At 72.8% G+C, this 24,596-nt stretch carries 26 protein-coding genes and 1 pseudogene; 4 read left to right on the top strand and 23 right to left on the bottom strand.

Annotation, left to right across the window (positions count from 1 at the left end):
- Positions 1-31 precede the first annotated feature (31 nt).
- The 10 genes from B042_RS0117535 to B042_RS0117490 all read right to left on the bottom strand — a co-directional run bounded on the left by B042_RS0117535 (position 32) and on the right by B042_RS0117490 (position 10,508).
- On the bottom strand, positions 32-1,153 hold the full coding sequence (locus tag B042_RS0117535) for a DNA alkylation repair protein (RefSeq protein ID WP_028649415.1): 1,122 nt from the start codon (positions 1,151-1,153) through the stop codon (positions 32-34).
- A 62-nt stretch (positions 1,154-1,215) separates the two neighbouring features.
- Positions 1,216-3,306 carry a hypothetical protein gene (locus B042_RS0117530; RefSeq protein WP_028649414.1) on the bottom strand — a complete coding sequence of 697 codons (2,091 nt, stop codon included), beginning with the start codon at positions 3,304-3,306 and terminating at the stop codon, positions 1,216-1,218.
- Positions 3,248-3,742 (bottom strand): hypothetical protein, encoded by a 495-nt coding sequence (locus B042_RS25860; protein WP_155989182.1) that lies wholly within the window; start codon positions 3,740-3,742, stop codon positions 3,248-3,250. The genes B042_RS0117530 and B042_RS25860 overlap by 59 nt, the downstream gene beginning before the upstream one ends.
- A 590-nt stretch (positions 3,743-4,332) precedes the next feature.
- Entirely contained in the window at positions 4,333-5,049 is a 717-nt protein-coding gene (locus B042_RS0117520) for a hypothetical protein (RefSeq protein WP_036555571.1), read from the bottom strand.
- A 201-nt stretch (positions 5,050-5,250) separates the two neighbouring features.
- Entirely contained in the window at positions 5,251-6,492 is a 1,242-nt protein-coding gene (locus B042_RS0117515) for a cytochrome P450 (protein WP_028649411.1), read from the bottom strand.
- 55 nt (positions 6,493-6,547) lie between these two features.
- Positions 6,548-7,771, bottom strand: a complete 1,224-nt coding sequence (locus B042_RS0117510) for a cytochrome P450 (RefSeq protein WP_036555524.1) — start codon at positions 7,769-7,771, stop codon at positions 6,548-6,550.
- Positions 7,768-8,382 (bottom strand): ATP/GTP-binding protein, encoded by a 615-nt coding sequence (locus B042_RS0117505; protein ID WP_028649409.1) that lies wholly within the window; start codon positions 8,380-8,382, stop codon positions 7,768-7,770. The genes B042_RS0117510 and B042_RS0117505 overlap by 4 nt, the downstream gene beginning before the upstream one ends.
- On the bottom strand, positions 8,363-8,722 hold the full coding sequence (locus tag B042_RS0117500) for a DUF742 domain-containing protein (RefSeq protein ID WP_028649408.1): 360 nt from the start codon (positions 8,720-8,722) through the stop codon (positions 8,363-8,365). Before B042_RS0117500 ends, B042_RS0117505 begins: the two co-directional genes overlap by 20 nt.
- Positions 8,719-9,123 (bottom strand): roadblock/LC7 domain-containing protein, encoded by a 405-nt coding sequence (locus B042_RS0117495; protein WP_028649407.1) that lies wholly within the window; start codon positions 9,121-9,123, stop codon positions 8,719-8,721. Before B042_RS0117495 ends, B042_RS0117500 begins: the two co-directional genes overlap by 4 nt.
- Entirely contained in the window at positions 9,123-10,508 is a 1,386-nt protein-coding gene (locus tag B042_RS0117490; RefSeq protein WP_231494137.1) for a sensor histidine kinase KdpD, read from the bottom strand. Before B042_RS0117490 ends, B042_RS0117495 begins: the two co-directional genes overlap by 1 nt.
- A gap of 615 nt (positions 10,509-11,123) precedes the next feature.
- Here B042_RS0117490 and B042_RS0117485 point away from each other — a divergent pair.
- Positions 11,124-11,498 (top strand): RNA polymerase-binding protein RbpA, encoded by a 375-nt coding sequence (locus B042_RS0117485; RefSeq protein WP_028649405.1) that lies wholly within the window; start codon positions 11,124-11,126, stop codon positions 11,496-11,498.
- Positions 11,499-11,582: 84 nt separating this feature from the next.
- Here the strand turns inward: B042_RS0117485 and B042_RS0117480 are convergent, their stop codons facing one another.
- The 8 genes from B042_RS0117480 to tnpA all read right to left on the bottom strand — a co-directional run bounded on the left by B042_RS0117480 (position 11,583) and on the right by tnpA (position 16,881).
- On the bottom strand, positions 11,583-12,392 hold the full coding sequence (locus B042_RS0117480) for an HAD-IIA family hydrolase (protein WP_028649404.1): 810 nt from the start codon (positions 12,390-12,392) through the stop codon (positions 11,583-11,585).
- Between the two features lie 79 nt (positions 12,393-12,471).
- Entirely contained in the window at positions 12,472-13,224 is a 753-nt protein-coding gene (locus B042_RS0117475; protein ID WP_028649403.1) for an SCO1664 family protein, read from the bottom strand.
- 10 nt (positions 13,225-13,234) lie between these two features.
- A complete protein-coding gene (locus B042_RS0117470) occupies positions 13,235-13,813 on the bottom strand; it encodes a DUF3090 domain-containing protein (RefSeq protein ID WP_028649402.1) in 579 nt (192 codons plus the stop codon).
- A gap of 68 nt (positions 13,814-13,881) precedes the next feature.
- A complete protein-coding gene (locus B042_RS0117465) occupies positions 13,882-14,634 on the bottom strand; it encodes an MSMEG_4193 family putative phosphomutase (protein ID WP_028649401.1) in 753 nt (250 codons plus the stop codon).
- Positions 14,635-14,707: 73 nt separating this feature from the next.
- The gene (locus B042_RS0117460; protein ID WP_028649400.1) at positions 14,708-15,547 is read right to left on the bottom strand and encodes an undecaprenyl-diphosphate phosphatase; all 840 of its coding nucleotides are present in this window, start codon (positions 15,545-15,547) and stop codon (positions 14,708-14,710) included.
- Between the two features lie 281 nt (positions 15,548-15,828).
- A complete protein-coding gene (locus B042_RS26690; RefSeq protein ID WP_231494136.1) occupies positions 15,829-16,065 on the bottom strand; it encodes a transposase in 237 nt (78 codons plus the stop codon).
- Between the two features lie 175 nt (positions 16,066-16,240).
- The gene (locus B042_RS26685) at positions 16,241-16,456 is read right to left on the bottom strand and encodes a hypothetical protein (RefSeq protein ID WP_028649399.1); all 216 of its coding nucleotides are present in this window, start codon (positions 16,454-16,456) and stop codon (positions 16,241-16,243) included.
- Positions 16,453-16,881 carry an IS200/IS605 family transposase gene (gene tnpA / locus B042_RS0117450; protein ID WP_028649398.1) on the bottom strand — a complete coding sequence of 143 codons (429 nt, stop codon included), beginning with the start codon at positions 16,879-16,881 and terminating at the stop codon, positions 16,453-16,455. The genes B042_RS26685 and tnpA overlap by 4 nt, the downstream gene beginning before the upstream one ends.
- Positions 16,882-17,038: 157 nt before the next feature.
- Here tnpA and B042_RS0117445 point away from each other — a divergent pair, with 157 nt between their 5' ends.
- Positions 17,039-17,989: an aldo/keto reductase gene (locus B042_RS0117445; RefSeq protein WP_197024353.1), complete on the top strand. Its 951-nt coding sequence runs from the start codon at positions 17,039-17,041 to the stop codon at positions 17,987-17,989.
- A gap of 87 nt (positions 17,990-18,076) precedes the next feature.
- Positions 18,077-19,801 (top strand): helix-hairpin-helix domain-containing protein, encoded by a 1,725-nt coding sequence (locus tag B042_RS0117440; protein WP_028649396.1) that lies wholly within the window; start codon positions 18,077-18,079, stop codon positions 19,799-19,801.
- Positions 19,802-19,819: 18 nt separating this feature from the next.
- On the opposite strand, the gene B042_RS24510 is transcribed toward B042_RS0117440, so the two are convergent.
- From B042_RS24510 to B042_RS23720, 5 genes and pseudogenes are all read right to left on the bottom strand, one after another.
- Complete coding sequence (locus B042_RS24510) at positions 19,820-20,254, bottom strand: Uma2 family endonuclease (RefSeq protein WP_051415767.1); 435 nt, start codon at positions 20,252-20,254, stop codon at positions 19,820-19,822.
- Positions 20,255-20,514: 260 nt separating this feature from the next.
- Positions 20,515-21,276 (bottom strand): SDR family NAD(P)-dependent oxidoreductase, encoded by a 762-nt coding sequence (locus B042_RS0117430; RefSeq protein ID WP_028649394.1) that lies wholly within the window; start codon positions 21,274-21,276, stop codon positions 20,515-20,517.
- A gap of 173 nt (positions 21,277-21,449) precedes the next feature.
- A complete protein-coding gene (gene fabI / locus B042_RS0117425) occupies positions 21,450-22,214 on the bottom strand; it encodes an enoyl-ACP reductase FabI (protein ID WP_028649393.1) in 765 nt (254 codons plus the stop codon).
- 74 nt (positions 22,215-22,288) lie between these two features.
- Positions 22,289-22,993: a beta-ketoacyl-ACP reductase gene (locus B042_RS0117420; protein ID WP_028649392.1), complete on the bottom strand. Its 705-nt coding sequence runs from the start codon at positions 22,991-22,993 to the stop codon at positions 22,289-22,291.
- A 126-nt stretch (positions 22,994-23,119) separates the two neighbouring features.
- Positions 23,120-23,359 (bottom strand): annotated as a pseudogene (locus B042_RS23720) (response regulator transcription factor); the annotation flags it as partial.
- Positions 23,360-23,830: 471 nt separating this feature from the next.
- On the opposite strand from B042_RS23720, the gene B042_RS0117410 reads away from it, so the two are divergent.
- Positions 23,831-24,595, top strand: a complete 765-nt coding sequence (locus tag B042_RS0117410; protein WP_028649391.1) for an ABC transporter ATP-binding protein — start codon at positions 23,831-23,833, stop codon at positions 24,593-24,595.
- Position 24,596 lies beyond the last annotated feature (1 nt).

Here is a 24,596-nt window from a genome sequence, read left to right as displayed (position 1 = left end):
GCCGCCCGTCGGCCGCCCCTCCCCGGGGCGGTCAGCCCAGGAGGGCGAACCGTCCGGTGGCCAGGGGCAGGCCGTTGACCAGGATGTCGACGGGGTGCTCGCCGGGGTAGTAGACGCGGGTGCTGATCTCCTTGACGGGATGGGCCTTCTCCAGGTGGCGGACCCGGCCCGGCGCGAGTTCGAGTTCGGTCAGCTTGAAGACCTTGGGGGTGAGCCGCCCGTTGGCGCGCACGTGGTGGACCGCGTAGTCGACGGTGACGAGGTGGGTTCGGGTGTCGGTGTTCTCCAGGGCGAAGCGGAGGGTGACGGTGCCGCCGAGGCGGACTGCGGCCGGGAGTACCGTGAGGCCGTGCACGCGCATGTGCTCGCCGCCGGTGGCGCCGAGCAGGGCCAGGGCCTCCTGGTCGCCCTGCTTGACCAGGGTGCGCAGCGCGTGTCTGACGATCCACGCCGTCTCTGGAGTGGGGCTCTCCCGGGTCCAGCGCCCGACGGTCTCCAGTACGAGGGCCGGGTGGTCCTTGGAGAGGTCGTTGAGGTTGTTGGCCACGGAGGTGCGCACATAGGCGGAGGGGTCGCTGCGCAGGTGCTCCAGGACCGCCAGGACGGGCGCGGGGTCCTCGGCGAAGAACGGGAGCCGTCCCGCCCAGGGCAGACGGGTGCGCGTGCCCTCACTCGCCAGCCGCCGGACGTTGTGGCTGGGGCTAAGCGCCCACCGGGCGATCCGCTCCATCGCGGCGTCCCGGTGCTCGGTGATGAAGGGGCGGACCGCGTACTCGCCGGTGTGGCAGCGGGTCACCTCCTCCAGGAAGTCCAGGGACTCCTCGGGATGGCCGAGGCCGTACTCCTCCACGTACCGGGCCACGGGCATGAGGAACCAGGTCGTCTTGAACATGCCCCGGCCCTCGGGGAGTTCGTCGACGAGTGTGCCGCGCAGGGCGTCCAGGGTTTCGGGGTAGGGGCCGGGCAGGCGCGAGCGCAGGCCCTCGGCCAGGACGAGGACCCGGTCCTTGAGCTCCAGGCCGGGCACGCGCCGGTCGACCTCGGCCGCGTATCCGGCGGTGTCGAACCCGGGTACGGCCTCGGCGATGCCCGCGCCGAGCATCGCGGCCGTCTCGCCGGTGAAGTGCCTCTTCAGGCTGTGGTCGCTGGGCACGCCTCGCTCCTTGTCGAATGCTCCGCTGTGCCCCGCCCCCGGAAGGGGCGGGGCCGCCCGCCTCAGAAACCCATGCCGGGGCGCGAGGGGAGGACCTCCTCGGAGGCGGGGACCCTCAGGTCGACGGGGGCGCCGACGCTGCGGAAGGTGTAGTCGCGGACCCAGTGGCCCACCTCGGGCGGCGGTCCGGTGTTGGGGACCTCCACCGCGAGGTTGAGGGGGGCGCGGTCCTCTCCGACGATGAGCACGAACTGCCGGGTCGCGCCGTCGTCGGCGGTGTAGGTGCCCTCCAGGCGGGTGCCGGGGACCAGGTCTCCGGTGGCGGGTTCGACGCTGGGGTCGTAGATGTGCCAGAGCTCCAGGACCGGCGCGAACTCGGTGGGCTCCTCCGAGGTGACCTCGCCGGTCTCGGCGATGGCCGTGAGCGGGCCCGCCACGGCCTCGGGGGTGTAGTCGGCCGGGTCGTAGGCGGTGCCGCCGGTGTCGTCGAACCAGGCGTTGGTGCCGAAGTCGTTGACGAGCATGCGCCCGTCGACGTACATGCTCCAGTCGTACTCGGAGGCGTAGGTGCCCACCTGGCGCTCCATCGCCGAGCCGTCGTAGGCGTAGTTGTCGAACCAGACCTGCATCCCCGACGCGCCGAAGGGGTCGGCGGGCGGGTCCTGCTCGGGCCCGGACCCGTCCCCGGCGTACTGGTGGACGGACACCTCGAAGCTGCCGGCGTCCAGGAAGGACTCCAGGGAGGCGGCGGCCAGGTCGACCCCGGCGGGGTCGGCGGAGACGGGGATCTCGGACCCCTCCACGGCGGGGGGCGCCGCCGTCGGCTCTTCGCCGCCCGAGCGGTTGAGCAGCAGGTAGCCGCCGGCGGTGACGATGCCGACCGCGACGACCCCGGCGGTGACGAGCGCGGCGACCTTGAGGCCGCCGGAGGCCGCCGCACCCCCGCCTGTGGCGGAGCCGCCCGGCGCCGGGCCGGGGTCGGGGCTCAGCATCTCGGAGAGGGAGCGGGCGGAGCGCCCCCCGTCGGAGGGGATGCCCGCCGGGATCGGGGCGGATCCGGAGGGGGGAGTCGGGTCGTAGGAGGGCGGCGCGGAGAAGCCGCCGTCGGAGGGGATCCCGGCGGGGACCGCGCCGCCGAGGGGTTCGGCCGGTGCGGGCGGGGGCGCGGGGATGTCCCAGGTCTTGGAGGGACGGGGGGCGGGGGCCGACCCGGGGCCGGGGAAGGGTGCCTGCGGGGCGGACGGCCCCGCAGAGGCGGCCCGGGACGGGCCGTCCGCGGGTGCGCCGACGGAGCCGGCGGCGGAGGCGTCGTCGTCCCCCCGACCGACCGCGTTGCGCCAGCGGGCCGGGTCGTGCCAGGAGGTGTCGGCGTAGGGGCCGTGCTCGGCGATCAGGGCGGCCAGGCGCTCCGGCCACTGCTGCGCGGGAACGTCCTCGCCGATGCCCAGGAGGAGCAGGAGTTCGAGGTGGACCTCTTCCATCTCGGGGCGCGCCGCCGGGTCCGGCGACAGGGCCCGGCGGATGAGGGAGTCGAGCCCGTCGGGGAGGTGTCCGGGGCGGGCGGGGGTGCGCCCGGCGGCGAAGAGCACGAGCCGCGCCCAGGAGGCCACGTCGCCGCTGGCGTCGGACGCGGAACGGCGGATCCAGCGGCCGAGCCCGTGGTCGACCAGGCGGGGTCCGTCGGCGGTGATGCACGCGGTGTCGGGGCCGACGTCGCCGTGCACCAGGCCGGCAGCGTGCAGGGCGCCGACGGCCTCGGCGTACCCAGCGGCAGCGGTGACCAGGGCTCGGCCGGTGATGGGCCCCTGTTCCTGGAGCTGTCGGCGCAGTGTGCGTCCGGGGAGGAAGGGGACGGCCGTCCAGGGGGCACCGCGGTGGAGGCCTCCGTCGCGGGCGGCCACCGCGCACAGGCCCGAGGCGGCGCGGGCGGCGGCGATCCGTTCGGCGAGCGCGGTCTCGGCCCCCGGTTCGGCACGCACGTCGGTGCGGGTGAGCGCGGTGGGGGTGCCGTCGTCGGTGAGGGCCGCGTAGACGGTGGCGGCGGAGGCGTCGTAGAGCCTGCCGATGAGCTGGTAGGAGCCGATGGTGTGCGGGTCACCCGGAGCGAGCGGTGTGACTCCGGGCGGCAGGTGTCGTGCGGGGGGATGGGCCATGGCGGAGGCGGTTCTTCCCTAGAACATGAAAGGTGCGGGCGTGGGTTACCGGGGAGTTCGATCGTAGACGCAAGTGAGACGCCCCAACAAGACGCAGTGTCACCGGACGCGCCGGGCGCGGAGTCGGAGCACCGGTGCAGGCGACCAGCGGCGGGAGGATCAGGACGGCGGTGGACAGGGCGGCGCAGACGGCGAACGCCGTGTCCCCGGTCCCTGGCGGTCTGCGGTGTCGGCGCAGCAGCGCCAGCACGTCGGCGGTGAGCTCCAGGTGCTCGCGGACGGTGGGGCCGGTGAGAGCGGTGCACGTCCCGGGCCGGACGGCCAGGTCGATCGGGCCGACGGCGTGGAGGGGGCCGTAGCGGCGCACGGCGCCCTCGAAGCGGACGGCCGGATCCCCGGCGGAGGCGTCCCGGGGCGGGCGTGGGTGGACCGGCATGGACCCCACGGTACGGGCCCGGCCCGGCACCGCTTGCGTCAGGGCTTGCGGCCGACGGCGCCGTAGCCGTCCCCGCTGGCGGGCCTCGTCCAGGATGCGCTCGGGCTCGCACAGGTCGGTGTGGACGTCGTCGGTGGCTCCCTCGGAGGTGGGAGGGGCGTGCCGGACATCCTTCCAGAATCCACCCCGCGTACCAACAGAACCGCTGCGGGGGCGGGCTTGTGGGCCGGGAGCAGCCTCAGCGGTACCGGCGGTGCGGGTGGGGTGCCGTGCGCCTGCGGGGGCACCGCCCTCGGCGGGCGGGCCGGGGCACTCCCCCGCACGCGCGCGCCGGGGCGCGGACCTCGGGAGGGTGCGGGAGCGGCCCGGGGAGGGGCGGGTGGTCCAGGGCGGCGGCCAGCACGGCCGCGGCACACCACAGGCACAGTGCCGGGGGCAGGGGGCGTCGCGAGGGCATGGCCCCCACTCTGGCAATCCCGGCCGCCGCGGGGGCGGCGATCCGCGGACGGAACGTGTCCGCTAGCGGACACACCGTGTGCGCATGGGCGATCCGGGCCGGGGAATGAGCACTCTTTTCGGCCCGGCCGGTGTCAGGGGACCGGAACGGTGAGGTCGACGAAGGCGGAGCACTCCTCCAGGCATCCGGTGAGCGTGACCTCCCCGCCGAGGTCGACGTCGCGAAAGTACAGGGCGGCCTGGGTGTCGTCGCCGGCGTCGAGTTCGCGCTCGCCTCCGGCGGCCCGCGCGCGCACCTCGTCGTCGCCCGGGTTCCGGTAGACGGCCCCGGACAGGTCGAGGTCCACGCTCTCCTTGGTGGAGATCCCCAGGACGACCACCAGGACGGGGCCGGTGACGCTGCGGTAGGCGGTGAGGAGCGTCGCCTGGGTCCCCGCGGAGGAGGCCGGGTCCGTGCCGCCCTCGACGAGGTAGGGGCCGGGGTCGAGGCCGTCGACACGGAAGTCGGACACGAGTCCGTCCTCGTAGGCGAGGCCGGTGAGGTCGGCGCAGCGGTTCCCGTCGGCGGGCGGGGCGTCGCGGCAGACCCGGACCCCGTCGGGCACGGGTTCGGCGGTCTCGTCGGCCAGGGGGCGGCCCCCGTCGGCCCAGGCCCGGGCGACGTAGGTGCGGTGGCGGAGGTAGGTGTGGGCGGTGGAGCCGTCGGCGGCGCTCGTCCACCCTTCCGCCATCCGGTCGGGGGCGCTCGTGGCGGTGAGTGCCTCGGCGTAGTCGCGCGCGGCCTCCTCCTCGGCGGCGGCCGAGGCCGACGCCGCCAGGAGCGCGGCGGCGAGCAGGTGTGTCGGGTGCACGGAGTCCTCCCCCACCAGGGGCACGCATGCTTCTTATGCGAAGTTCGTGACCTTATGAACCATTCGGTGGCTTCATTCCTCGGCGTACACCACGGGAAACCCACCCGCGGGAACGGAAAGGACGGAGTCCGTCACCCCGGGTAGCGCGCCCGGGTGAGGCGGCCCCGGCCGCCGGGGGGTGTGCGGCCGGGGCCGGGTCCGCTACGGACGCAGGCGGACGGGGAACTCGGCGAGGCTGGTCACCGACAGGGCCGACTCGACCCGCAGGTCCTCGTCCGGGACCGCCAGTTCCAGACCGGGGAAGCGCTCGAAGAGCATGGGCAGCACGATCCGGGCCTCCAGACGCGACAGCGGCGCCCCCGGACAGATGTGCGGCCCGTAACCGAAGGTGATGTGCCGCCCCTGGGTACGGCCGGGGTCGAACACCGAGGGGTGCGGCTCCTCACCGAACTCGGCGCGGTCGCGGCTGGCCGCACCGTAGTGGGTGGCCAGCGCCTCGCCCTTGCGGATGGTCTGCCCGCCCAGCTCCACGTCCTCGGTGGCGAAGCGGAACATGAAGATGTTGTTGGGCGGGTCGTAGCGCAGGACCTCCTCGATCACCGCGTCCCAGGTGATCTCCCCCTTCTTGAGCAGGTCGAACTGCTCGGGGTGGGCGAGCAGGGCGCGGACCGCGTTGTTGAGGAGGTTGACCGTGGTCTCGTGCCCGGCGGCCACCACGGTGAGCAGCGTGATCACGACCTCCTCGTCGCTGAGGCCGTCGCCCTCCTCCCCCTCCTTGAGCAGGTCGGTGGTGAAGTCGTCCCCGGGCTGGGCGCGCTTGCGGGCGACCATCTCGGAGAAGAACTGGAACAGCTGCGCGTAGATCTGGAGGTGCTCGCCCTGCTCTCCGGTACCGGAGAAGAGCTTGCCGTACATCTCTCCGAGCTGGGAGTACTCGGACTCCTCCACGCCGTACAGCAGCCCGATGACCGACATCGGCACCCGGAAGGTGAACTCCCTGCGCAGGTCCAGGACCTCGCCCGCCCTCGGCTCCAGGGCGTCGAGCGCCGCGGCGGTCACGCGTTCGATGTCGGGGCGCAGCCGCTCCACCCGGCGCGCGGAGAACGGGCTGGAGGTGAGCTGGCGCATGCGCCGGTGGGCGGGCCCGTCCAGGGCCAGCATGTTGGTGTTGTCCCGGGGGATGGTGCCCAGCAGCGGCCACCCCTCGTCCACCGTGCCGTTCTGGTAGTCGGCCCAGTGGTCGACGCTCTTGGCGAAGCGGGGGTCGTTGAGGGCGGCCTTGCTGACCTCGTGGTGGGTGGTGGCCCACGCCCGGACCCCGCCGGGCAGCTCGATCCGGGTGACCGGCCCCTCCTGGTAGAGGCGCTCGCGATCGGCCTGGACGTCGTCGGGTACGGCGTGGACGAGGGGTACCCCGTCGGCGGCGTGCATGGGGCAGGACATGGTTCTCTCCTTGTGGGGGCGTGGTGACTGTCCTGGTGCGGGGTAGCGGGGGTCTTCAGAGCACCGCGTGCGGTGTGGTGGGGGTGAAGGTCGCGGGCAGGGAGAGCACGCCGCGGACCCAGGGCGAGGGACGCCACTGGACCTCCTCGGCGGGGATCGCCAGTTCGAGGTCTGGCAGGCGGTCGAGGAGGACCTCGACCGCGGTGACGGCCATGACCTCGGCCAGGCCGCGCGCGGCATGGGGGCACCCGTGCTCACCGTGGGAGAAGGACAGGTGGGCGTGGTTGGTGCCGACGGCGGCGGAGCGGCCGGGCGGGTTCAGCCACGGGTCCTGGTTGGCCGCGGCGAAGCCGAGCAGCAGCAGGTCCCCCTCCCGGATGATGCGGTCCGCCAGTTCCACGTCGTGGGCGGCGAAGCGGCCCGCGTTCATCTGGGAGGGCGAGTCCTCCCACAGAACCTCCACCAGGGCCTCGCGCACGCTGCTGCGCGCCCCGGACAGCGACGCGGAGAAGCGGTCGTCGGTGAGCATCAGCCTCAGGGCGTTGCCGATCCACTCGGTGGTGGTCTGGTGGGCTCCGCCCAGGATGGCCACGAGCTCGGCGACCAGGTCCTCGTCGCCGTAGCCGGCCGGGTGGACGATCAGCCGGGACACCACGTCCGGTCCGGGCCGCTCACGGCGCTCGGCAATCAGCCCGCCGAAGGCCGCGGCGATCCTGCCGTGGGCCTCCACAGATTCGGGCCCCGCGTTGAAGACCGTGGTCAGAGCGCTGGCGATGTCCTCGCCCCGATCGTCGTCGAGGCCGTACATCCAGCACAGCAGCAGGGAGGGCAGGCGCTCGGCGTACTGGGTGCGCAGGTCGGCACCGCCGGAGCCGCAGAAGCCGTCGATGAGCCGGTCGGCGATGCGGGCGGTGACCGTCCGCAGTTCGTGGGGGTCGGCACCGTTCAGCGCGTCGTTGACGGCCTTGGCACGGCGGCGGTGGTCCTCGCCCTCGGCCGAGAGCAGGTTGGGCAGCGGCACCAGGACCGGCAGCAGCGGCCAGTTCTCGGGGACCCGGTCCCAGGCGTTCCAGCGGCGCGGGTCGCGCGCGAACACCGAGGGGGTGCTCAGCACGTGGTGGAGTTCGCGGTAGCCGATGACCAACCAGGCGGGGACGTCCCCCTCCAGCAGGACCGGCACCACGGGCCCGTGCTCCTCGCGCATGGACCGGTAGAGGGCGGAGGGGTCTTCGAGCCCGGAGCCGTACAGGCGGACGGGGTTGCCGGTGTCAACGTTCACCGCGGGTCTCCTGAGACAAGGGATCGGACGTGTTGGACGAGGGTGACGAGGACCTGGCGCGCGGAGTCGCGTTCGCGCGCGTCGCACCGGATCAGGGGGACCGCGGGGTCGAGGTCGAGCGCGGCGCGGATGTCGTCGAGGGTGTGTTCGGCGTCACCGAAGTCGTTGTGGGCGACGATGAACGGCGTCTTCTGCGCTTCGAGGCGGTCGATGGCGTACCAGGAGTCCTCCAGACGGCGGGTGTCGACGAGGACGACGGCGCCGAGGGAGCCGGCGAGGACCCGGTCCCACAGGAACCAGAAGCGCTGCTGGCCGGGGGCGCCGAACAGGTACAGCACGGAGGTGGCGTCCAGCGTGATCCGGCCGAAGTCGAAGGCGATGGTGGTGGTGCGCTTGCCCTCGACCCCGCGCACGTCGTCGACGTTCGCGGCGGCCTCGGTCATCGTCTCCTCAGTGGTGAGGGGGCGGATCTCGCTGACCGAGCGCACCAAGGTGGTCTTACCGACGCCGAAGCCGCCCACCACGGCGATCTTCAGGGCGTGTTCGACGGTGCCCGGAAGGGGGGACCCCGGGGTGGGGGCGTCGGCGGCGTCACAGGTTCTGGAGTGCAAGGAGCACCTTCTCCAACACGTCCGGTGAGGTGGTCGGGCGCGCTCTGCGGGGCGCGCTCCGGGGGTGGCGGGCGGTGGCGTGGCCGCCGTCGAGGAGGTCCGTGACGAGGATGCGCGTGATCGCCAGGGGCAGCTCCAGGTGCGCGGCGATCTCCACGAGCGCTGTCGGCCCGCGGCATAAGCGCAGGATGCGCGCGTGCTCGGACTGCATCCCCGCGGTGGGGGCGTTCTCGGCGACGATGAGGGCGACGGAGTCGAGGGCGTCGTCGGGGGCCGAACTGCGACCCGAGGTGATGACGTAGAGCCGGTCGGGGCTCTCATCGCGGTGGGATCGGCTCATGAGGAGCCGTGTGCGGCGCGCAGCGGGGTGGTGAGATGCTCCCCCATCTGCTCGACGAGTTCGTGCATGTTGTGACCGAGCAGGCCGGGGTCGGCGTCCTCGGCGGCGATGACGGCCAGGTGGGTGCCGTGGCCGGCCTCGACGATGAAGAGCAGGCCGCCGTAGAACTCGGCCATGGCCTGGCGGACACCGCCGTCACCGGAGCCGAACTCGACGGAGGCGCCGTGCACGAGGCTCTGGAGTCCGGCGGCGATCGCGGCGAGGTGGTCGGCCTTGTCGGTGTCGAGCGCGGCGCTGTGGCAGAGCTTGAGGCCGTCGCGGGAGAGCACGAGTGCGTGCTTGGCGCCCGGGGTGCGGTCGAGAAGGCCTTCGATGAGCCAGGTCAACTTTTCGAGGTCCATCACACGTCCTTCGGTGTTGCGTCCGGGGCCTGTCCGCGCACCGCGGTGCGGAAGGCGCGGAAGCCCCCGGTGGACTGGGTGGGTGTCTTGGCTTTGGGGGCGGAGCGCTCAGGGCCGGGTCCGGCCTCGGCCAGGGTGTGGCCTCGGCGGCGGACGGGCAGGCCCTTGACGGAGTCGCCGGTGGGCGGCTCCGCGGCTGCTCGGCTCCGGTGCCCGGCGAACGGTTCCTCGTCGCCTGCGGGGGGTTCGGCCGGGTGTTCGGTAAGGGCCGACTCCTCGGAGAGGGATTTGACCAGCTTCCTGGGGATGAGCAGGACCACGGCCGTTCCGCCCCGCGAGGAGGTGCGGAAGGAGACCGACAGGTCGTAGCGGCGGGCGATGTGGCCCACCACGGACAGGCCCAGGCGGGTGCCCGAGATCGAGGTGATGTCGAGGCTGTCGTCGACGGCCGCGCGGGCGCGTCTGAGCGCCTCGTCGCCCATCACCAGGCCGGCGTCCTCGATCATGACGGCGATCCCGGCCTGGACCTCCTCCACGTGGACGTGGACCTCGGTGGTGGGCGGGGAGAACTTGGCCGCGTTGTCCAGCAGTTCGGCCAGGGCGTGGATGACGCCCTCCGCGGCGAACCCGGCGACGGCCAGGCCGGTGGCCTCGTGGGTGCGCACGCGCTGGTAGGAACCGATCCGGGACATGGCGCCGCGGAGCAGGCTCTCCACCCTGATGGCCCGGCTCCACCTGCGGCCGGAGCGGGCCCCGGTCAGGACGGCGATACTGTCGGCGACACGGCCGGTCTGGGCGATGCTGTGGTCGAGCTGCATGAGGTCGCCGAGGACGCCGCCGTCGGTGCCGTCGCCGTAGCGGTCCTGCATGCGGCGCAGGTCGGCGAGCATAGCGGTGGACATGGCCTGGACCCGGCCGGCGGCGGTGGCGCAGGCGAGCATCGCGGCGGTGCGGCGGCGCTCGGCGGTGGCGATCTCGGTGGCGACAGCGCTCAGCAGGTCCTGGTGGATCGGGTCCTCGGGCAGGGTGTGCCGGGACAGGGCCGTCTCTGCGGAATCCCCCGAGCGCAGTCGCTCAACGAGGTCGGGCAGGTGGCGCTCGGCCAGGGCGGCGGTGTCCGCACGCTGCTCTTCCACGGCCCGTTCGAGCGCGGCGATACGGCGTTCGCGCTGGTTGACCAGAACGGCCAGGAAGCTCATGAGGGCGAGGGCCAGCCCTCCGGCCAGGAGGACGGACACGAGTGCACCGTCGCGGGCCGCCCAGAGCGCCCAGGCCCAGAACGGGAGGACTGCCAGAGGGAGCAGGAGCCAGCGTGGAACGGCGAGCCACGGCGGCAGGGACTCCCGGGCGGGCGGGGGATTCCAGGTCGTCATCGTCTCCAGCATCCGTACATGGGTGTCGCGGTCGGGCAGAAGGGGTGTGGGGATCCACGCATGGGCGCTAGACCGCAAAAAACGTTGAAACATCACGAATTCGACGCCATTCGCACACAGCGAGAGAACATACCACCATGGATCTGAAATGACCACGTGGTCACCATGCGTGATGGTCGGTGTGGCCATGAGAGCTCTTCGTACAACGATGGACAGCCACAACCCCTGCACCACAGGCAGTTTGGCCCACAAGTCCCGACCAGGACTTTCGCAGTGAACCACCCCAGAAATACTCACAAAAAGGACATCACCAAGCGATCGGCGGCCGGCGCAGGACACCGGAACAGCCGACGAAACATGACGGAAACATCACCCGCCGGGAAGGAGCGACGCCGCCCATCACGGAACGTCATCAGAAGACATGCCATTCTTTCCTTACGCGGAATCACTCGATCCGGCCGTCCGAGGTCGCTGCCTCCCCCGAGCGCTCCGTCGGGCCGACAGGGCCGGGGAAAGGCGACCCGGGGCCGCCACGGGTGGTTCGACCCCAGGTCCGCGGGGAATCTTGACGTGGACCGACGCGTTACACCCCGCGAAACCGCACGAGCGCCTGGAGGCACCCACACGATGGCCGAGCGAGCACTTCGCGGCACCCGGCTCGGAGCGACGAGCTACGAGAACGACCGCAACACCGATCTGGCTCCGCGACAAGAGGTCACCTACGACTGCACCCGGGGCCACCGCTTCTCGGTCACCTTCGCCACGGAGGCCGAGATTCCCGCGGAGTGGGAGTGCCGCTTCTGCGGAGACCGCTCTCTGAGGCGGGACGGAACCGGTGAGGAGCCCAAGAACGCCAAGCCGGTACGCACCCACTGGGACATGCTGCTGGAGCGGCGGAGCATGGAGGACCTGGAAGAGGTCCTCGCCGAGCGCCTCGCCCTGCTGCGAGCGCGCCGCCGCGAGGAGGCGGCCAAGGTCGAGGAGCTCGCCAATCAGGAGTAGCTCCCACCCGCGTAGGGCCAGAGGGACCGAACGGGGGCGGCGGGCCTCGTGTCCACCGCCCCCGTCACGTACCACGGGTCCTGCTCAGCCCTCCTGGGCGAAGGGGTCACCGGTCCTGCCCACCAACTCCTTCACCGACCCGATCACCTTCGTGGGGCGGTAGGGGAACTCCTCGGCGGTGTCGCGGCCGGAGATCCCCGACAGCACCAGGACGGTCTGCAGGCCCGCCTCCAGGCCGCTCAGGACGTCGGTGTCCATCCGGTCGCCGACCATGATCGTGTTCTCGGAGTGGGCTCCGATCCGGCGCAGCGCCGACCGCATCATCAGGGGGTTGGGCTTGCCCACGAAGTAGGGGCGCCGACCCGTGGCCTTCTCGATCAGCGCCGCCACCGCGCCCGTGGCCGGCAGCCGCCCCTCGGCGCTGGGACCGCTCTCGTCGGGGTTGGTGGCGATGAAGCGCGCACCGGCCTCCACGAGGCGGATCGCCCGCGTGATGGCCTCGAAGCTGTAGGTGCGGGTCTCCCCGAGCACCACGTAGTCGGGCTCGGTCTCGGTCATCACGTAGCCCGCGTTGTGCAGCGCGGTGGTCAGACCGGACTCGCCGACCACGTAGGCCGACCCGCCCGGCCGCTGGGTCTGGAGGAACTGCGCCGTGGCCAGCGCCGAGGTCCAGATGGACTCCTCCGGGATGTCCAGTCCCGAGTGGAGCAACCGGGCGCGCAGGTCGCGCGGGGTGTAGATGGAGTTGTTGGTCAGCACCATGAACGGGACGCCGTTCTCACGCAGCTCGGAGACGAGATCGTCGGCGCCGGGGACGATGTGCTGCTCGCGCACGAGCACACCGTCCATGTCGAAGAGGTAGTTCCACGCGTGTTCGTTGCTCACAGGGCCCATTGTGCCGCCGACCGGTGCCGGGGCACGCACCGGCCGGTGGGGCGCGCCTCACACACCGTCCGGTACGCGCGGGAGCGCCTCACACGGGTGGCCAGGGCACCGACGGCCAGTCGGGCGACGGGTAGGGGTGGATCCGGTGCTCGACGAGCAGTTCCACCCGCCTGCGCACCGCACGGGCCTCCGCCTCGGTCAGGTGGCGGTCCAGGGTGCGCGCGAGCGCGCTCCCACTGTCGGCGAGCAGGGCACGCACCGCCTCCAGCGCCTCCAGGGCCTCCGCTGTGAGCGCCTGCCCCTGCCACTGCCACAGCACGGTCCGCAGCTTGTAGTCCTCGGCGAAGGAGACACCGTGGTCGCAGCCGTACAGGTGGCCGCCCGGGGTGGGCAGCAGGTGGCCGATCTTGCGGTCGGAGTTGTTGATGACCGCGTCGAAGACCGCCATGCGGCGCAGGCCGGAGTGGCCGGCCTCCCGGGAAAGGGCGACGAGGTCGACGGTGGTGTCGCCGTGCACCCACAGTTGGACCATGCCCTCGCCGAACGGTCCGTCACGGTGGACGGTTGGCGGGACCACGCCCCACCCCAGCGCCTCGGAGACGGCGTAGGCCGACACCTCCCGCCCGGCCAGCGTGCCGTCAGGGAAGTCCCACAGCGGCCGCTCCCCCGCCACCGGCTTGTACACGCACGCGGCCGAGCGCGCGCCGTCGGAGACGGTGCAGTACAGGGTGGCGTTGGAAGCCGATGTCAGGCGGCCCTCGACGGCCAGGTCCCCGCCGTGGAGCAGCTCCAGGCCCTCCGCCGTGCCCAAGCCGTCGAACGCGCCGGTCGTCTCGCTCATCAGGGCCGGCTCAGACGACGCGGCCCGGCCGGTAGCCGTTCTGGCGCACGCAGATGTGGCCCTTGGGGTCAAGCGGCCGGGTGCACAGCGGGCACTCGGGCCGACCCGCCGCCACCACCTTCAGCGCCCGCCCGGCGAACGCGCGCGCCGCGCCGGAGGTGAGGTAGACGCGCAGGACGTCGCGGTGCGGAGCCTCCTCAGCGAAGACCTCGATCTCCTCCTCGTCGTCCTCGGTCAGCTCCTCGTCGGTACCCTCCTCGATCTCCTGCGCCTCGATGATGACGCGGCCCGCCTCGGCGTCCCAGGCCAGGGCGAGGGTGCCCACCCGGAAGTCCTCCTCGATGGGCATGCGCAGGGGCTCGTCGTCCTCGGGCGGGACCACGTCGTCGTGCGGGGGGCCGAACCGGCGGTGCACCTCTTCCAACAGCTCTTCGACCCGGGTCGCCAACGCTTCCACCTGCGCCTTCTCCAAGACGACACTGGTGACGCGCCCCTCCCCCACGGCTTGGAGGAAGAAGGTGCGCTCTCCCGGCTGGCCCACGGTCCCGGCGACGAACCGCTCCGGCGGATTGAACTGAAAGACGGGCATGCCATGCACCCTAAGGGATGGCGGCGACACCGCGCTCGGCTACGCCCCGTACGTGCCCCGCTTCGCGCCTACTCCGCGCCCTCCCGGGCGCCCGCGCCCCCGCCGACCGCCGCGTCGCCCGAGGCCTCCCCCCGGGTCGGCAGGCTCCCGGCCAGGCCCTCTCCCGTGTCGTTGAGCTTGTTCAGGAAGGGGCGGGTGCGGGTGTAGGTGATGGAGGTGACCGAACAGGGGTCCACGCGCAGACGTTGGAACAGGTCCAGGTGCAGGCCCAGGGCGTCGGCGACGATCGCCTTGATGATGTCGCCGTGGCTGCACACGACGTACACGGGGGGCTCGGCGGAGTCGGCGGACCGGCCCTGGAGGAGGCGGGTGTTCCAGTCGCGGACCGCCCCGACGGCGCGCGCCGAGGCGGCGGCGAGCGCCTCGCCGCCGGGGAACCGTGCGGCGCTGGGGTGTTCCTGGACCACCCGCCAGAGCGGTTCGGCCCCCAACTCTCCCAGGGTGCGGCCGGTCCAGCTTCCGTAGTCGCACTCGATGAGGCGGTCGTCGACCGCGACCGCGGCGCCCAGGTGCTCGGCGACCGCCTCGGCGGTCTCCCGGCAGCGTTCGAGGGGGCTGGAGACCAGGGCGGCGGGGCGCAGACCGGTGAGTCGGCGGGCCAGGTCGGCGGCTTGGGCGCGGCCGGTGTCGTTGAGGCGGACGCCCTCGGCCCGGCCGGCCAGCAGGGGGCCGGTGGCGTCGGTCATCCCGTGCCGGACGAGGAGGAGGGTGACCGCCTCCGGGGCGGGCGGCGGGGCGTCGGCTGTCTCGGATGTCGCCATGGGCCCACAGTAGCGGCGACGGTGCCCCGACCGAAGGGGCTCGGCCGGGGCACCGGGAAACGGGGTGCGGCGGCTATCCGACGCCCGCGCCGCCCTGGGGGTCGAGCGTGCCGGTGAAGACCAGGACGAGGATGAGCACGCCCAGGGCGACGCGGTAGTAGACGAACGGCATGAAGCTGTGCGTGGAGATGAACTTCATCAGCCACGCGATGACGACGTAGCCGACCACGAAGGCGACGAGGGTGCCGACGATGGTGGCGCCCCACCCGGCGTACTCGCCCCCGCCGATGTCGAGCATCTTGTACAGGCCCGACGCGAACACTGCCGGCAGCGCGATGAGGAACGCGAACTCGGCGGCGTCGGGGCGGGTGAAGCCCATCAGGCGGCCGCCGGTGATCGTCGCACCGGAGCGGGAGACGCCCGGGATGAGGGCGAGGGTCTGGAAGAGGCCGAAGGCCACGCCGCGGGACAGGTTCAGGTCCTTGATCTCGCGCTCGCGGCGGGCGAAGTGGTCGACCGCGCCGAGGATGAGGCCGAAGACGATCAGTGTCAGGGCGATCAGCCGCAGGTCGCGGAAGACACTGTCGATCTGGTCCTCCAGCAGCAGGCCGAGGACGCCGATCGGGATGGTGGCGATGATGATGTACCACCCCATGCGGGCGTTGATGTCGCCGCGTAGGTCCCGGTTCACCAGGGAGCGGCACCAGGTGGAGATGACCGCCCAGATGCGCTTGTGGAAGTAGAGCACGACCGCCAGTTCGGTACCGATCTGGCTGACCGCGGTGAACGCGGCCCCGGGGTCGGGCCAGTTGAAGAAGGCCGCGAAGACCCGGAGGTGGGCGCTGGAGGACACGGGGAGGAACTCGGTCAGGCCTTGGATGAGACCGAGGACGACCGCCTCGAAGATGGACACTGGGATCGAACTTTCGTCAGGGTCCGGCGCTGGGGGGCGCCGGAGCACGGCCAGGGAAGGAAGGGAACCCCGCCGCGGCGGGGCAGGGGAGGACGGTGCCCGGCGGCATCCGTGGCGGGTTCGTCGCCGATACCGGGGCGTTCCCGGTGCTCACCGGGCAAGGGGGACGGTAGCAGAGCATAGCCGCGGTGTCGGACCTCGGAGTTCTCCGAGGTGGACACGGTGCTCTCCAGGCGGTGACTCCTCCTACCGCCGAAGCGGCGGGATTCTCCTGTCCCGACTCAGGCGACAGGAAGGACCAGCCCGGCCCTGATCCCCGCGTTGACCGCTCCGCCCCGGTCTGCGTGCCCTGCGTAGCCGCACCGGGCGCAACGGAACTCCTCCCGCGTGATGCGGTTGTCCGCACCGGTGTGCCCGCATGCTTGGCGCGGGCAGGTGCGCGACGTGTCGCGGGGGGCGGCTGGGGCCAACCCGCGACCGGCGCTCTCAGCCCTGTACTCGAGGATTCCCAGGAACACCCCCCAACCCGCCTCGCGGGATACTCTTGTCCGGTCCGGCCTTGGCTGCCGCGCGGTTGGGCAGGAACGCTCCCGCACGCCCGGGACCGGGCTTGGGGCCGGGCTTGACACACCCGAAGGACGCCTGGAACGCCTTGTCCGGGCAGCGGAGGGTGGCCTGCTGTCAGGAGAACGGCTACCGTCCCTGACGTTGGGGGGCGAACGACCGGATCTCTTTGAGCCGCGCGGACTGGTCGCCGTACTCGATCTTCGTCTTCGACGGGTGGGCGCAGGCCTGGCGCCGCTCTTGCGGTGCCCCGTCGCACAGAAAGCAGTGGTCGCGCAGCGGCTGCGCGAGGGGTGCCTGCTGGCGGCCGGCGGGGCGGAGAAGGAACTTGCACGAGCGGATCACGTGCCGTTCCCCTTCTTCCGCGGGCGTTCCCACTGGGTGTCGATGTAGCGCTGCACGGTTTCGGCGCTCACGGCTCCCGCGGACGCGGCGAAGTACGACGACGACCACAGTGTGGGGAGCCTGGACCGGAGCCGGGGGAACTCCTCACGGAGCACACGCGAGGTGTACCCCTTGAACTGGTTGGCGACGTAGGACGCCGACGCCTTGGGGTCGTGCTTGACGAACAGGTGCACGTGGTCGGGCCTCACCTCGACCGTGACGGCCTCCCAGCCGCGCTCGTCCGCCTTGGACCTGACCAGTTCCTCCAGGCGCTGTGCCACGCGCCCGCCCAGGACCGGGCGGCGGTACTTCGAGCACCACACGACGTGGAGCCCGAGGTCGTACACACCGCTGGAGAACCGGCGAACCTTGCGGGTCACAGACATGCCGCAATTATACACGCGCCTCAAGTCTACTTGGCAAGTACTGTGGTGGGTGTGGACGCCGGACCGGCTAGCGGCGGTTCGGCTGTCCTTGTCCCGCTACGCGGGAAACCCTGATTCCCCCACCGGCTCAAGCCGGTGGTCCCCTCAGGAGGATTTGATGGAACAGCGACAGGTGGGCAGATCGGGGCTGTGGGTGTCACGAACCGCCCTGGGCACGATGACCTGGGGAAAGGACACCGGCGAGGAGGACGCCGGGCACCAGCTCACCGCGTTCGTCGACGCGGGCGGCACGTTCGTGGACACCGCCGACATCTACACCGGCGGACAGAGCGAACGCATCCTGGGCCGTCTGCTGGGCGCGGCGGTGCGCCGCGAGGACGTGGTGGTGGCGACCAAGACGGGACACACCCCGGAGGGCTACCGCGCCGTGGACACCTCCCGGCGGCACCTGCTCGCCTCCCTGGAGGCCTCCCTTCGGCGGTTGCAGACCGACTACGTGGACCTGTGGCAGCTCCACGTGTTCGACGCGGCCACCCCTCCCGAGGAGTCCCTGTCCGCGATGGAGGAGGCGGTCGCGGCGGGCAAGGCCCGGTACGTGGGCACCGGCGACCTGACGGCGTGGCAGTTCGCCACCCTGGCCACGTGGCAGCGCGCCCTGCCCGGACGCGTGCCCCTGGTGAGCGCCGGCGCAGAGTACTCACTGCTCAACCGCGGTGCCGACCACGCGCTGCGGCCCGCCGCCGCGGCCGCCGGGGCGCACCTGATCGCGTGGTCGCCGCTGGGCCGCGGGGTACTCAGCGGCCAGTACCGCGACGGGGTGCCGCCGCAGTCGCGGGCGTCCCTGGCGCACATGGCGCCCTACGTCGAGCCCTACCTGGACGGGCGCAGCCGCCGCGTGGTCGAGTCGGTGTGCACGGCCGCCGAGGGGCTGGGGGTACCGCCGCTGGCGGTGGCGCTGAGCTGGGCCCGCGAGCAGCGGGGGGTCGCCGCGGCCGTGGTGGGTCCGCGCACCCCCGAGCAGTTGGAGCAGATCCTGCGCGTGGAGCGGGTCGAACTGCCCCCGGAGATCCGGTCCGCCCTGGACGACGCCACCGACGACGGCCCCTGAGGCCGGTCGGTCGGGAGCGGAGGGTCACCCGGAATGGATAGGGTTTCCTGCGTCCAGCGAACCGCGTGACGAGGGGGACCAGCCGAGGTGTCCGAGGCCGTCGAACAGGTCAGTGCCGTCCTCGACCGGATGGGCGCCCCGCCCTCCCTGGCCCCGCGGCTGGTCGCCGCCCTGGGTCCGGGCGCCGCCGCGGAACTGGACGCCGATCCGTGGCTGCTGCTGCGGCTGCCCCGGGTGAGCGTCGAACAGGCGGACTTCTGTGCGCGCAGGCACCTGGGTCCGGGCGCCCGCCCCGACGACCCGCGTCGGCTGGGCGCCCTGACCGCGCACGTGCTGCGCCAGGCCGCCGCGCGCGGGCACACCGCCTTGGAGGAGCGGCGGCTGGCGACCATCGTCGGCAAGACGGGGGCGCCCGACCCCGCGGCGGCGCTGGAGGCCGCCGAGGCGTCGGGGAGCACGGTGGTGTTCGAGTCCACCGACGAGGGCGACGAGGACTTCGACTTCGAGGACGGCGTCCCCGAGGTCCCGGAGGCCGAGCGCTTCCACGCCCTGCCCGACCTCGGCCACGCCGAGCAGCGCCTGGGCGCTCAGGTGGCCCGCCTGGTCGACACCGGCGAGCCGGTCATGGACGCGCTGACGGCGGAGGAGACCGCCCGGGCCGAGGCGGAGCGGCACGGGTTCGCGCTGGGCGGGGAGCTGGGCACGGCGGTGGTGACGGCCGCGCTGCGCCCGGTCACGGTGCTGCTGCACGGCCCCGGCGACGCCGCCGAGGTGGCCAGGGCTCTGCTGTGCCTGCACGGGATCGGGGAGCACAGTGAGGTGGGGTGCGCCGTGGCGGCGCCGACCGCCCAGGGCGCGTCGGCCGTGGCGGCCGATCTGGGCCGCCTCACTGACTCCGCGCCGCCGGTGGTGCCGCTGGCCCGGCTGCTCGCCGCCCCCGTGACGGCGGGCCTGGTGGTGGTGTGCGAGGCGATGGCGCTGGACACCGTCCGCATGGCCGAGCTCGTCTCGGCCTGCCCGGACGGCACCCAGTTGGTGCTGGCCGCCGACCCGCGCCAGGCGCCCTCGGCCGGACCGGGCCGGGTGGTGGCCGACCTGGTGGCCTCACGGACCGCGCACACGGCCGTGCTGGAGGTCAACGGTCCCGTCACGGGACCGCTCACCGAACTGGCCTGGGAGGTGGCGGGCGGTTCCTGGACCGATGTGGAGGCGCCGGAGCGCGAGGTGGTGCGGGTGCCCGCGGCCTCGCCGGAGGAGACCGTCCACCGGGTGCTGCAACTGCTCACCGACTCGATCCCCCGCGCACTGGACATCGGCTCCGAGCACGTGCAGGTGGTGGCGGTGCGCGAGGACGGCCCGGCCGGGACGGCGGCGGTCAACGCCGCGTGCAAGGAGCGGCTCAACCCGGGGCCGGGGGAGCACGGCGGCCTGGACGTGGGCGACCGGGTGCTGCTGGCCGCCGGCGGCCCGGGGTACACGCGCGGCGACGTGGGCTACCTGCGCGCGGTGGACGGGGGCGTCGCGGCTGTGGAGCTGGCCGACGGCTCGCGGGTGGACGCCGATCCGGGGGCGCTGCGCCCGGGGTGGGCGGTCACGGTGGCCGCGGCGCACGGCAGCCGGTGGCCCTCGGTGGTGCTGGCGCTGACGCCGGACGCACCGCTCTCGCGTCCGCTGGTGTACACGGCGCTGACCCGGGCGGTGCGCCACGTGTCGGTGGTGGACGCCAGCGGCGGCGGTCTGGAGGCCGGGGTGCGCGACAACCCGGGCACCGAGCGCACGACCCGCCTGGTGGGGGTGCTGCGCGAGGCCTGAGCGCCCCGCACGGGGCGCTCAGCCGGTGCGGCGGGGGAAGACGCCGGTGTCGATGCGGACGTCCTTGAGCGGTTCGGGCGGGACGGCCTCCTCACCGAACACGGTGTCGTGGTGGGCCCGGTACTGGCCGCCGCGCGGGTCCCAGTAGACCCCTGCGGTGCCCTCCCTCGGGTCGATCAGCGGGTAGAGGGGGATGCGCCACCGCGCGTGCAGCGACGGCTTCACCTTGGTGCCGTTGCTGTGGCTGCTCGGGGAGACCACCTCGACCACGCAGTCGACGTCGTCGGGGTCGACCAGCCGGCCGTCCTCCTCCTCGGCCTCGACCGGAACGATGAGCAGGTCCGGAGGGGCGGAGTCCTCGCCCTCGGGTGCCTCCACCGAACACAGCTGCTCGGCGACACGGTCCTCCGGCCACTGCGTGGCCACCCGGTCGTAAGAGCCGGCGCAGGACACCGGCGTGCCCCTTCGACGGGGCCGGAGACATCACGACGGCCCCGTCGGTGACCTCCACCGTGGTTCCGGGGGAGCTCGGGGCGGTGGGCCAGTTCACGCAGGCTGAACGGGGCTGGAAGCGCCCGGGACGGCTCCGCCGGCAGGGCGGTCATGTCTTCCCCCCTCTTTCGCTTCGCCGTCTTAGGGACCTCCGGGGCCGTGCGTCCGGGCTTCGCCGGTCTTCACCGTGCCCCTACCTGTTCCCGGCCGGCAGCTCCGGCTCACACGCGGTCGAGGAAGCCGCCGTCGACCACCAGGTTCTGCCCGGTGGTGAACGCGGAGACGGGGCTGGCCAGGAAGGCGATGGCGCGGGCGACCTCTTCGGGGCGGCCCAGGCGTCCGCAGGGGATGCGCTTGCGAATGGTCTCGTAGTACTCGAGGTCGGTCTCGCGGCGACGGTCCCAACCGCTGCCGGGGAAGTCGACGGGGCCGGGCGAGACGGTGTTGACCCGGATGCCCTCCCCGGCCCACGCGCGGGCGAGGGAGGCGGCGTGGTGGTTGAGGGCGGCCTTGACCGCGCCGTAGGCCGCCGCCCCGGCGGGGCGGGTGGTGTGCAGGGCCGAGGTGGTGGAGACCAGGATGATCGCTCCGCTGCGCTCGGAGGCGACCAGGTGCGGGTGGGCGCGCTCGGCCAGGCGGACGAAGGGCAGCAGGTCGGTGGCGAAGTTGCGCTCCCACTGGTCGGGGACGCGGCTGCTGCCGGCGGAGACGTTGGAGACCACGATGTCGATCCCGCCCAGGTACTGGGCGGCGGAGTCGACGAAGGCGTCCAGCGCGGCGGTGTCGGCGACGTCCAGGGCCCGGGTGTGGACCACGCCCCCCGCCTCGCGGAGCCCGGCGGCGGCCTCCTCCAGGGGTTCGGGGGAACGGGCGCAGATCGCCAGGTCGGCGCCCTCCTCGGCGAACACGCGGGCGGTGGCGAGGCCGATGCCCCGGCTCGCCCCGGTCACGATGACGCGCGATCCCGACAATCCAAGGTCCATGCTCTGTCCCCTCCTCGCGGCCGGTGCCGTGGGGCAGGCTACACCGGGCCGGGGCCGCCGGTGCGAACCCCGGGCCGGTCCCGGCCGTGTTGCCCGCGCCGCTCGGCGAGCATCCGGCCGGCGGGGCATGGAGAGGCCCCCGCCGAGGCGGGGGCCGCGGTGCGGGCCGGGGCTCAGGCCCCGGTGGAGTGGAAGCCGCCGTCGACGTGCACCACCTCGCCGGTGGTGGCCGGGAACCAGTCGGAGAGCAGCGCCACGACGGCCTTCGCGGCGGGTTCGGGGTTGGACACGTCCCAGCCCAGCGGGGCGCGCTGGGGCCAGTGCTCGGCCAGGTCGGAGAACCCGGGGATGCTGCGCGCGGCCATGGTGCTCAGCGGACCCGCGGAGACCAGGTTGACGCGGATCCCCTCGCCGCCGACGTAGCGGGCCAGGTAGCGGGCGGTGGAGGTGAGCGCGGACTTGGCCACGCCCATCCAGTCGTAGATGGGGTAGGACACGCTGTTGTCGAAGTCCAGGGCCACGACCGAGCCGCCGTCCTTCATGAGCGGCATCAGGGAGGTGGTGAGCGACTTCAGCGAGAAGGTGGAGGTGTGCATGGCCGTGGCCACGTCCCGCCACTCGGTGTTGAGGAAGTTGCCGCCCAGGGCCTCCTGCGGCGTGAAACCGATGGAGTGCACGATGCCGTCGATGCCGTCGACGTGCTCGCCGACGCGGGTGGCGAGGCTGGCGAGCTGCTCGTCGTCGGTGACGTCGAGTTCCAGGACCGGGGGCGTCTCGGGCAGCCGTTTGGCGATGCGCTCCACGAGGCTCATCCGGCCGTAGCCGGTGAGCACGAGTGTGGCGCCCTGTTCCTGGGCCAGGCGTGCCACGTGGAAGGCGATGGAGGAGTCGGTGAGCACCCCGGTGACGAGGATGCGCTTACCTTCGAGAAGTCCCATGGTCGGGTGTGTCCGTCCTGTTCCTGGTCGGTCCGGTGGGGGCGGCCGGCTGGTGGTGTGGTGGAGGGGCCGTGTCAGTGGCCCATGCCCATGCCGCCGTCCACGGGGATGACGGCACCGGTGATGTAGGCGCCGCCGGGCCCGGCGAGGAAGCCCACGGTGCGGGCGATGTCCTCGGTGCTGCCGTAGCGCCCCAGCGGGATGTTCTTCTTGATCTCCTTCTGGCGCTCCTCGGGCAGCTCGGCGGTCATGTCGGTCTCGATGAACCCGGGGGCCACCACGTTGACCGTAATGTTGCGGGACCCGAGTTCGCGAGCGAGGGATCGGCCAAAACCGACCAGCCCGGCTTTGGAGGCCGCGTAGTTGACCTGGCCGCCGGAGCCTGTCAGGCCCACGACGGAGGAGATGAGGATGATGCGGCCGCTGCGCTTGCGCATCATGCCGCGCACGGCGCGCTTGGCGACGCGGAAGGACCCGGTGAGGTTGGTGTCCAGGACGGAGGAGAAGTCGTCCTCGCTCATGAGGGCCAGGAGCTGGTCCTTGGTGATCCCGGCGTTGGCGACCAGGACCTCGACCGGTCCCTGCTCGGCCTCCACCTCCTTGAAGGCGGCGTCGACCTGCGCGGAGTCGGTGATGTCGCAGCGCACTCCGAAGAGCCCTTCCGGCGGCTCGCCCGAGCGGTGGGTCACCGCGACGCTGTCGCCGCCCGCCGCCAGCTCCCGCGCGATGGTCAGGCCGATTCCGCGGTTGCCGCCGGTGACCAGAACCGATCTCGACATTGAGGGCACCTCTTCTCCAGTGGCCGGGGTGAGCAGCCACGACGTGATGTTCCAGGGATGGGACCGCCTCGCAGGGTACCGAGGTACCCGCCGGTAACGGCAACCGAGGCACCCGGGAGGCGCCCTTCAGACCCAGCCCGCGTCGTGGGCGAGGATGGCGGCCTGCACCCGGTTGGCCAGCCCCAGCTTGGCCAGGATCCGGCTGACGTGCGCCTTGACGGTGGCCTCCCGCATGCCCAGGGCGCGCCCCGCCTGGGCGTTGGACCTGCCCTCGGCGACGGCCGCGAGCACCGCGCGCTCGCGTTCGGTGAGAGCCGACAGCCTTCGCTCGGCCTCCGGACGCCCCGCCGAGGGCGCGGGGCCGGGGCGGCGAACGGGAACAGGCCGAGGGCGTAGATCCAGCCGGCGAGGCGCAGACGGTAGGTCCACCACCACTCCCGGCCGCACCGCCACGTGTGGGCGGCACCGCCCGGCGCCCCGCCGCTCGGCTTGTCCATGCGCCGGATTCTACGGCCGCGCACCGACCCGGACCGACCGTTTCGATCAGCAGGAAAACGGACCGACGATCGTCGATACGGCCGGTATCGCTCCAGGCCACAGGGTTTCCGCGCCGGTGCGGTTCTCCCGAAGCGACCGGCCGGGCCCCGACGAAAGTCGGCGGTGGGGCCCGACGTCGGCATCGGCGGGGGCCGTGCACCCACCCGTTCGGCCGGGGCACGGAATCATCCCGTAGGCCGATGAGAGCGGGCGGTGTCCGCGCCTAGCCTGGGGACCGCGCCGGTCGGTGGTCCTCCCCCCCCGGTGCCCGTATACGCCGCGATCCTGGAGCCGTTCACCGTGACCGAGCCCGCAACCCAGCCCGCCCCTGCGACCACAGCGCCGCCGGTGGTGGTCGCACGGGGGCTGACCAAGACCTACGACACCGGTGACAGCCGGGTCCACGCGCTCGCCGGGGTGGACGTGGAGTTCCACCGCGGTGCCTTCACCGCGATCATGGGCCCCTCCGGTTCGGGCAAGTCCACGCTCATGCACTGCCTGGCGGGCCTGGACGCGCCCACCTCGGGCACGGTGCACCTGGGCGGGACCCCGATCACCGGCCTGCGCGACAAGGAGCTGACCCTGCTGCGCCGCGACCGGATCGGTTTCGTCTTCCAGGCGTTCAACCTGCTCCCGATGCTCACCGCCGAGCAGAACATCCTGCTGCCCTCCCAGATCGCCCGTCGCCCCGTGGACCGCGAGCGCTTCGCCCACATCGTCGAGGTGGTGGGGCTGCGCGACCGCCTCGGCCACCTGCCCGCCAAGCTCTCCGGCGGCCAGCAGCAGCGCGTGGCCGTGGCCCGCGCCCTGCTCAACGCCCCCGAGGTGGTCTACGCCGACGAGCCCACCGGCAACCTGGACTCGCGTTCGGGAGCGGAGATCCTGGAGTTCCTGCGCGACTCGGCGCGGGACCTGGACCAGACCGTCGTCATGGTCACCCACGACCCGGTGGCCGCCTCCTACGCCGACCGCGTCGTGTTCCTGCGCGACGGCCGCCTGGTGGACGAGGTCGCCGACCCGACCGCCGAGACGGTGTCCTCGCGACTGTTGAAGCTGGAGGCCTGAC

Source organism: Nocardiopsis sp. CNT312 (assembly GCF_000515115.1).
Classification (GTDB): Bacteria; Actinomycetota; Actinomycetes; order Streptosporangiales; family Streptosporangiaceae; genus Nocardiopsis.
This window is presented reverse-complemented; position numbering and strand designations above follow the sequence as displayed.

Bases quoted from the DNA above. Each gene is read 5' to 3' on its own strand.
- B042_RS0117530 (WP_028649414.1), bottom strand. From the start codon at position 3,306: ATGGCCCATCCCCCCGCACGACACCTGCCGCCCGGAGTCACACCGCTC.
- B042_RS25860 (WP_155989182.1), bottom strand. From the start codon at position 3,742: ATGCCGGTCCACCCACGCCCGCCCCGGGACGCCTCCGCCGGGGATCCG.
- B042_RS0117515 (WP_028649411.1), bottom strand. From the start codon at position 6,492: ATGTCCTGCCCCATGCACGCCGCCGACGGGGTACCCCTCGTCCACGCC.
- B042_RS0117500 (WP_028649408.1), bottom strand. From the start codon at position 8,722: ATGAGCCGATCCCACCGCGATGAGAGCCCCGACCGGCTCTACGTCATC.
- B042_RS0117495 (WP_028649407.1), bottom strand. From the start codon at position 9,123: ATGGACCTCGAAAAGTTGACCTGGCTCATCGAAGGCCTTCTCGACCGC.
- B042_RS0117490 (WP_231494137.1), bottom strand. From the start codon at position 10,508: ATGCTGGAGACGATGACGACCTGGAATCCCCCGCCCGCCCGGGAGTCC.
- B042_RS0117485 (WP_028649405.1), top strand. From the start codon at position 11,124: ATGGCCGAGCGAGCACTTCGCGGCACCCGGCTCGGAGCGACGAGCTAC.
- B042_RS0117480 (WP_028649404.1), bottom strand. From the start codon at position 12,392: ATGGGCCCTGTGAGCAACGAACACGCGTGGAACTACCTCTTCGACATG.
- B042_RS0117475 (WP_028649403.1), bottom strand. From the start codon at position 13,224: ATGAGCGAGACGACCGGCGCGTTCGACGGCTTGGGCACGGCGGAGGGC.
- B042_RS0117470 (WP_028649402.1), bottom strand. From the start codon at position 13,813: ATGCCCGTCTTTCAGTTCAATCCGCCGGAGCGGTTCGTCGCCGGGACC.
- B042_RS0117465 (WP_028649401.1), bottom strand. From the start codon at position 14,634: ATGGCGACATCCGAGACAGCCGACGCCCCGCCGCCCGCCCCGGAGGCG.
- tnpA (WP_028649398.1), bottom strand. From the start codon at position 16,881: ATGTCTGTGACCCGCAAGGTTCGCCGGTTCTCCAGCGGTGTGTACGAC.
- B042_RS0117445 (WP_197024353.1), top strand. From the start codon at position 17,039: ATGGAACAGCGACAGGTGGGCAGATCGGGGCTGTGGGTGTCACGAACC.
- B042_RS0117430 (WP_028649394.1), bottom strand. From the start codon at position 21,276: ATGGACCTTGGATTGTCGGGATCGCGCGTCATCGTGACCGGGGCGAGC.
- fabI (WP_028649393.1), bottom strand. From the start codon at position 22,214: ATGGGACTTCTCGAAGGTAAGCGCATCCTCGTCACCGGGGTGCTCACC.
- B042_RS0117420 (WP_028649392.1), bottom strand. From the start codon at position 22,993: ATGTCGAGATCGGTTCTGGTCACCGGCGGCAACCGCGGAATCGGCCTG.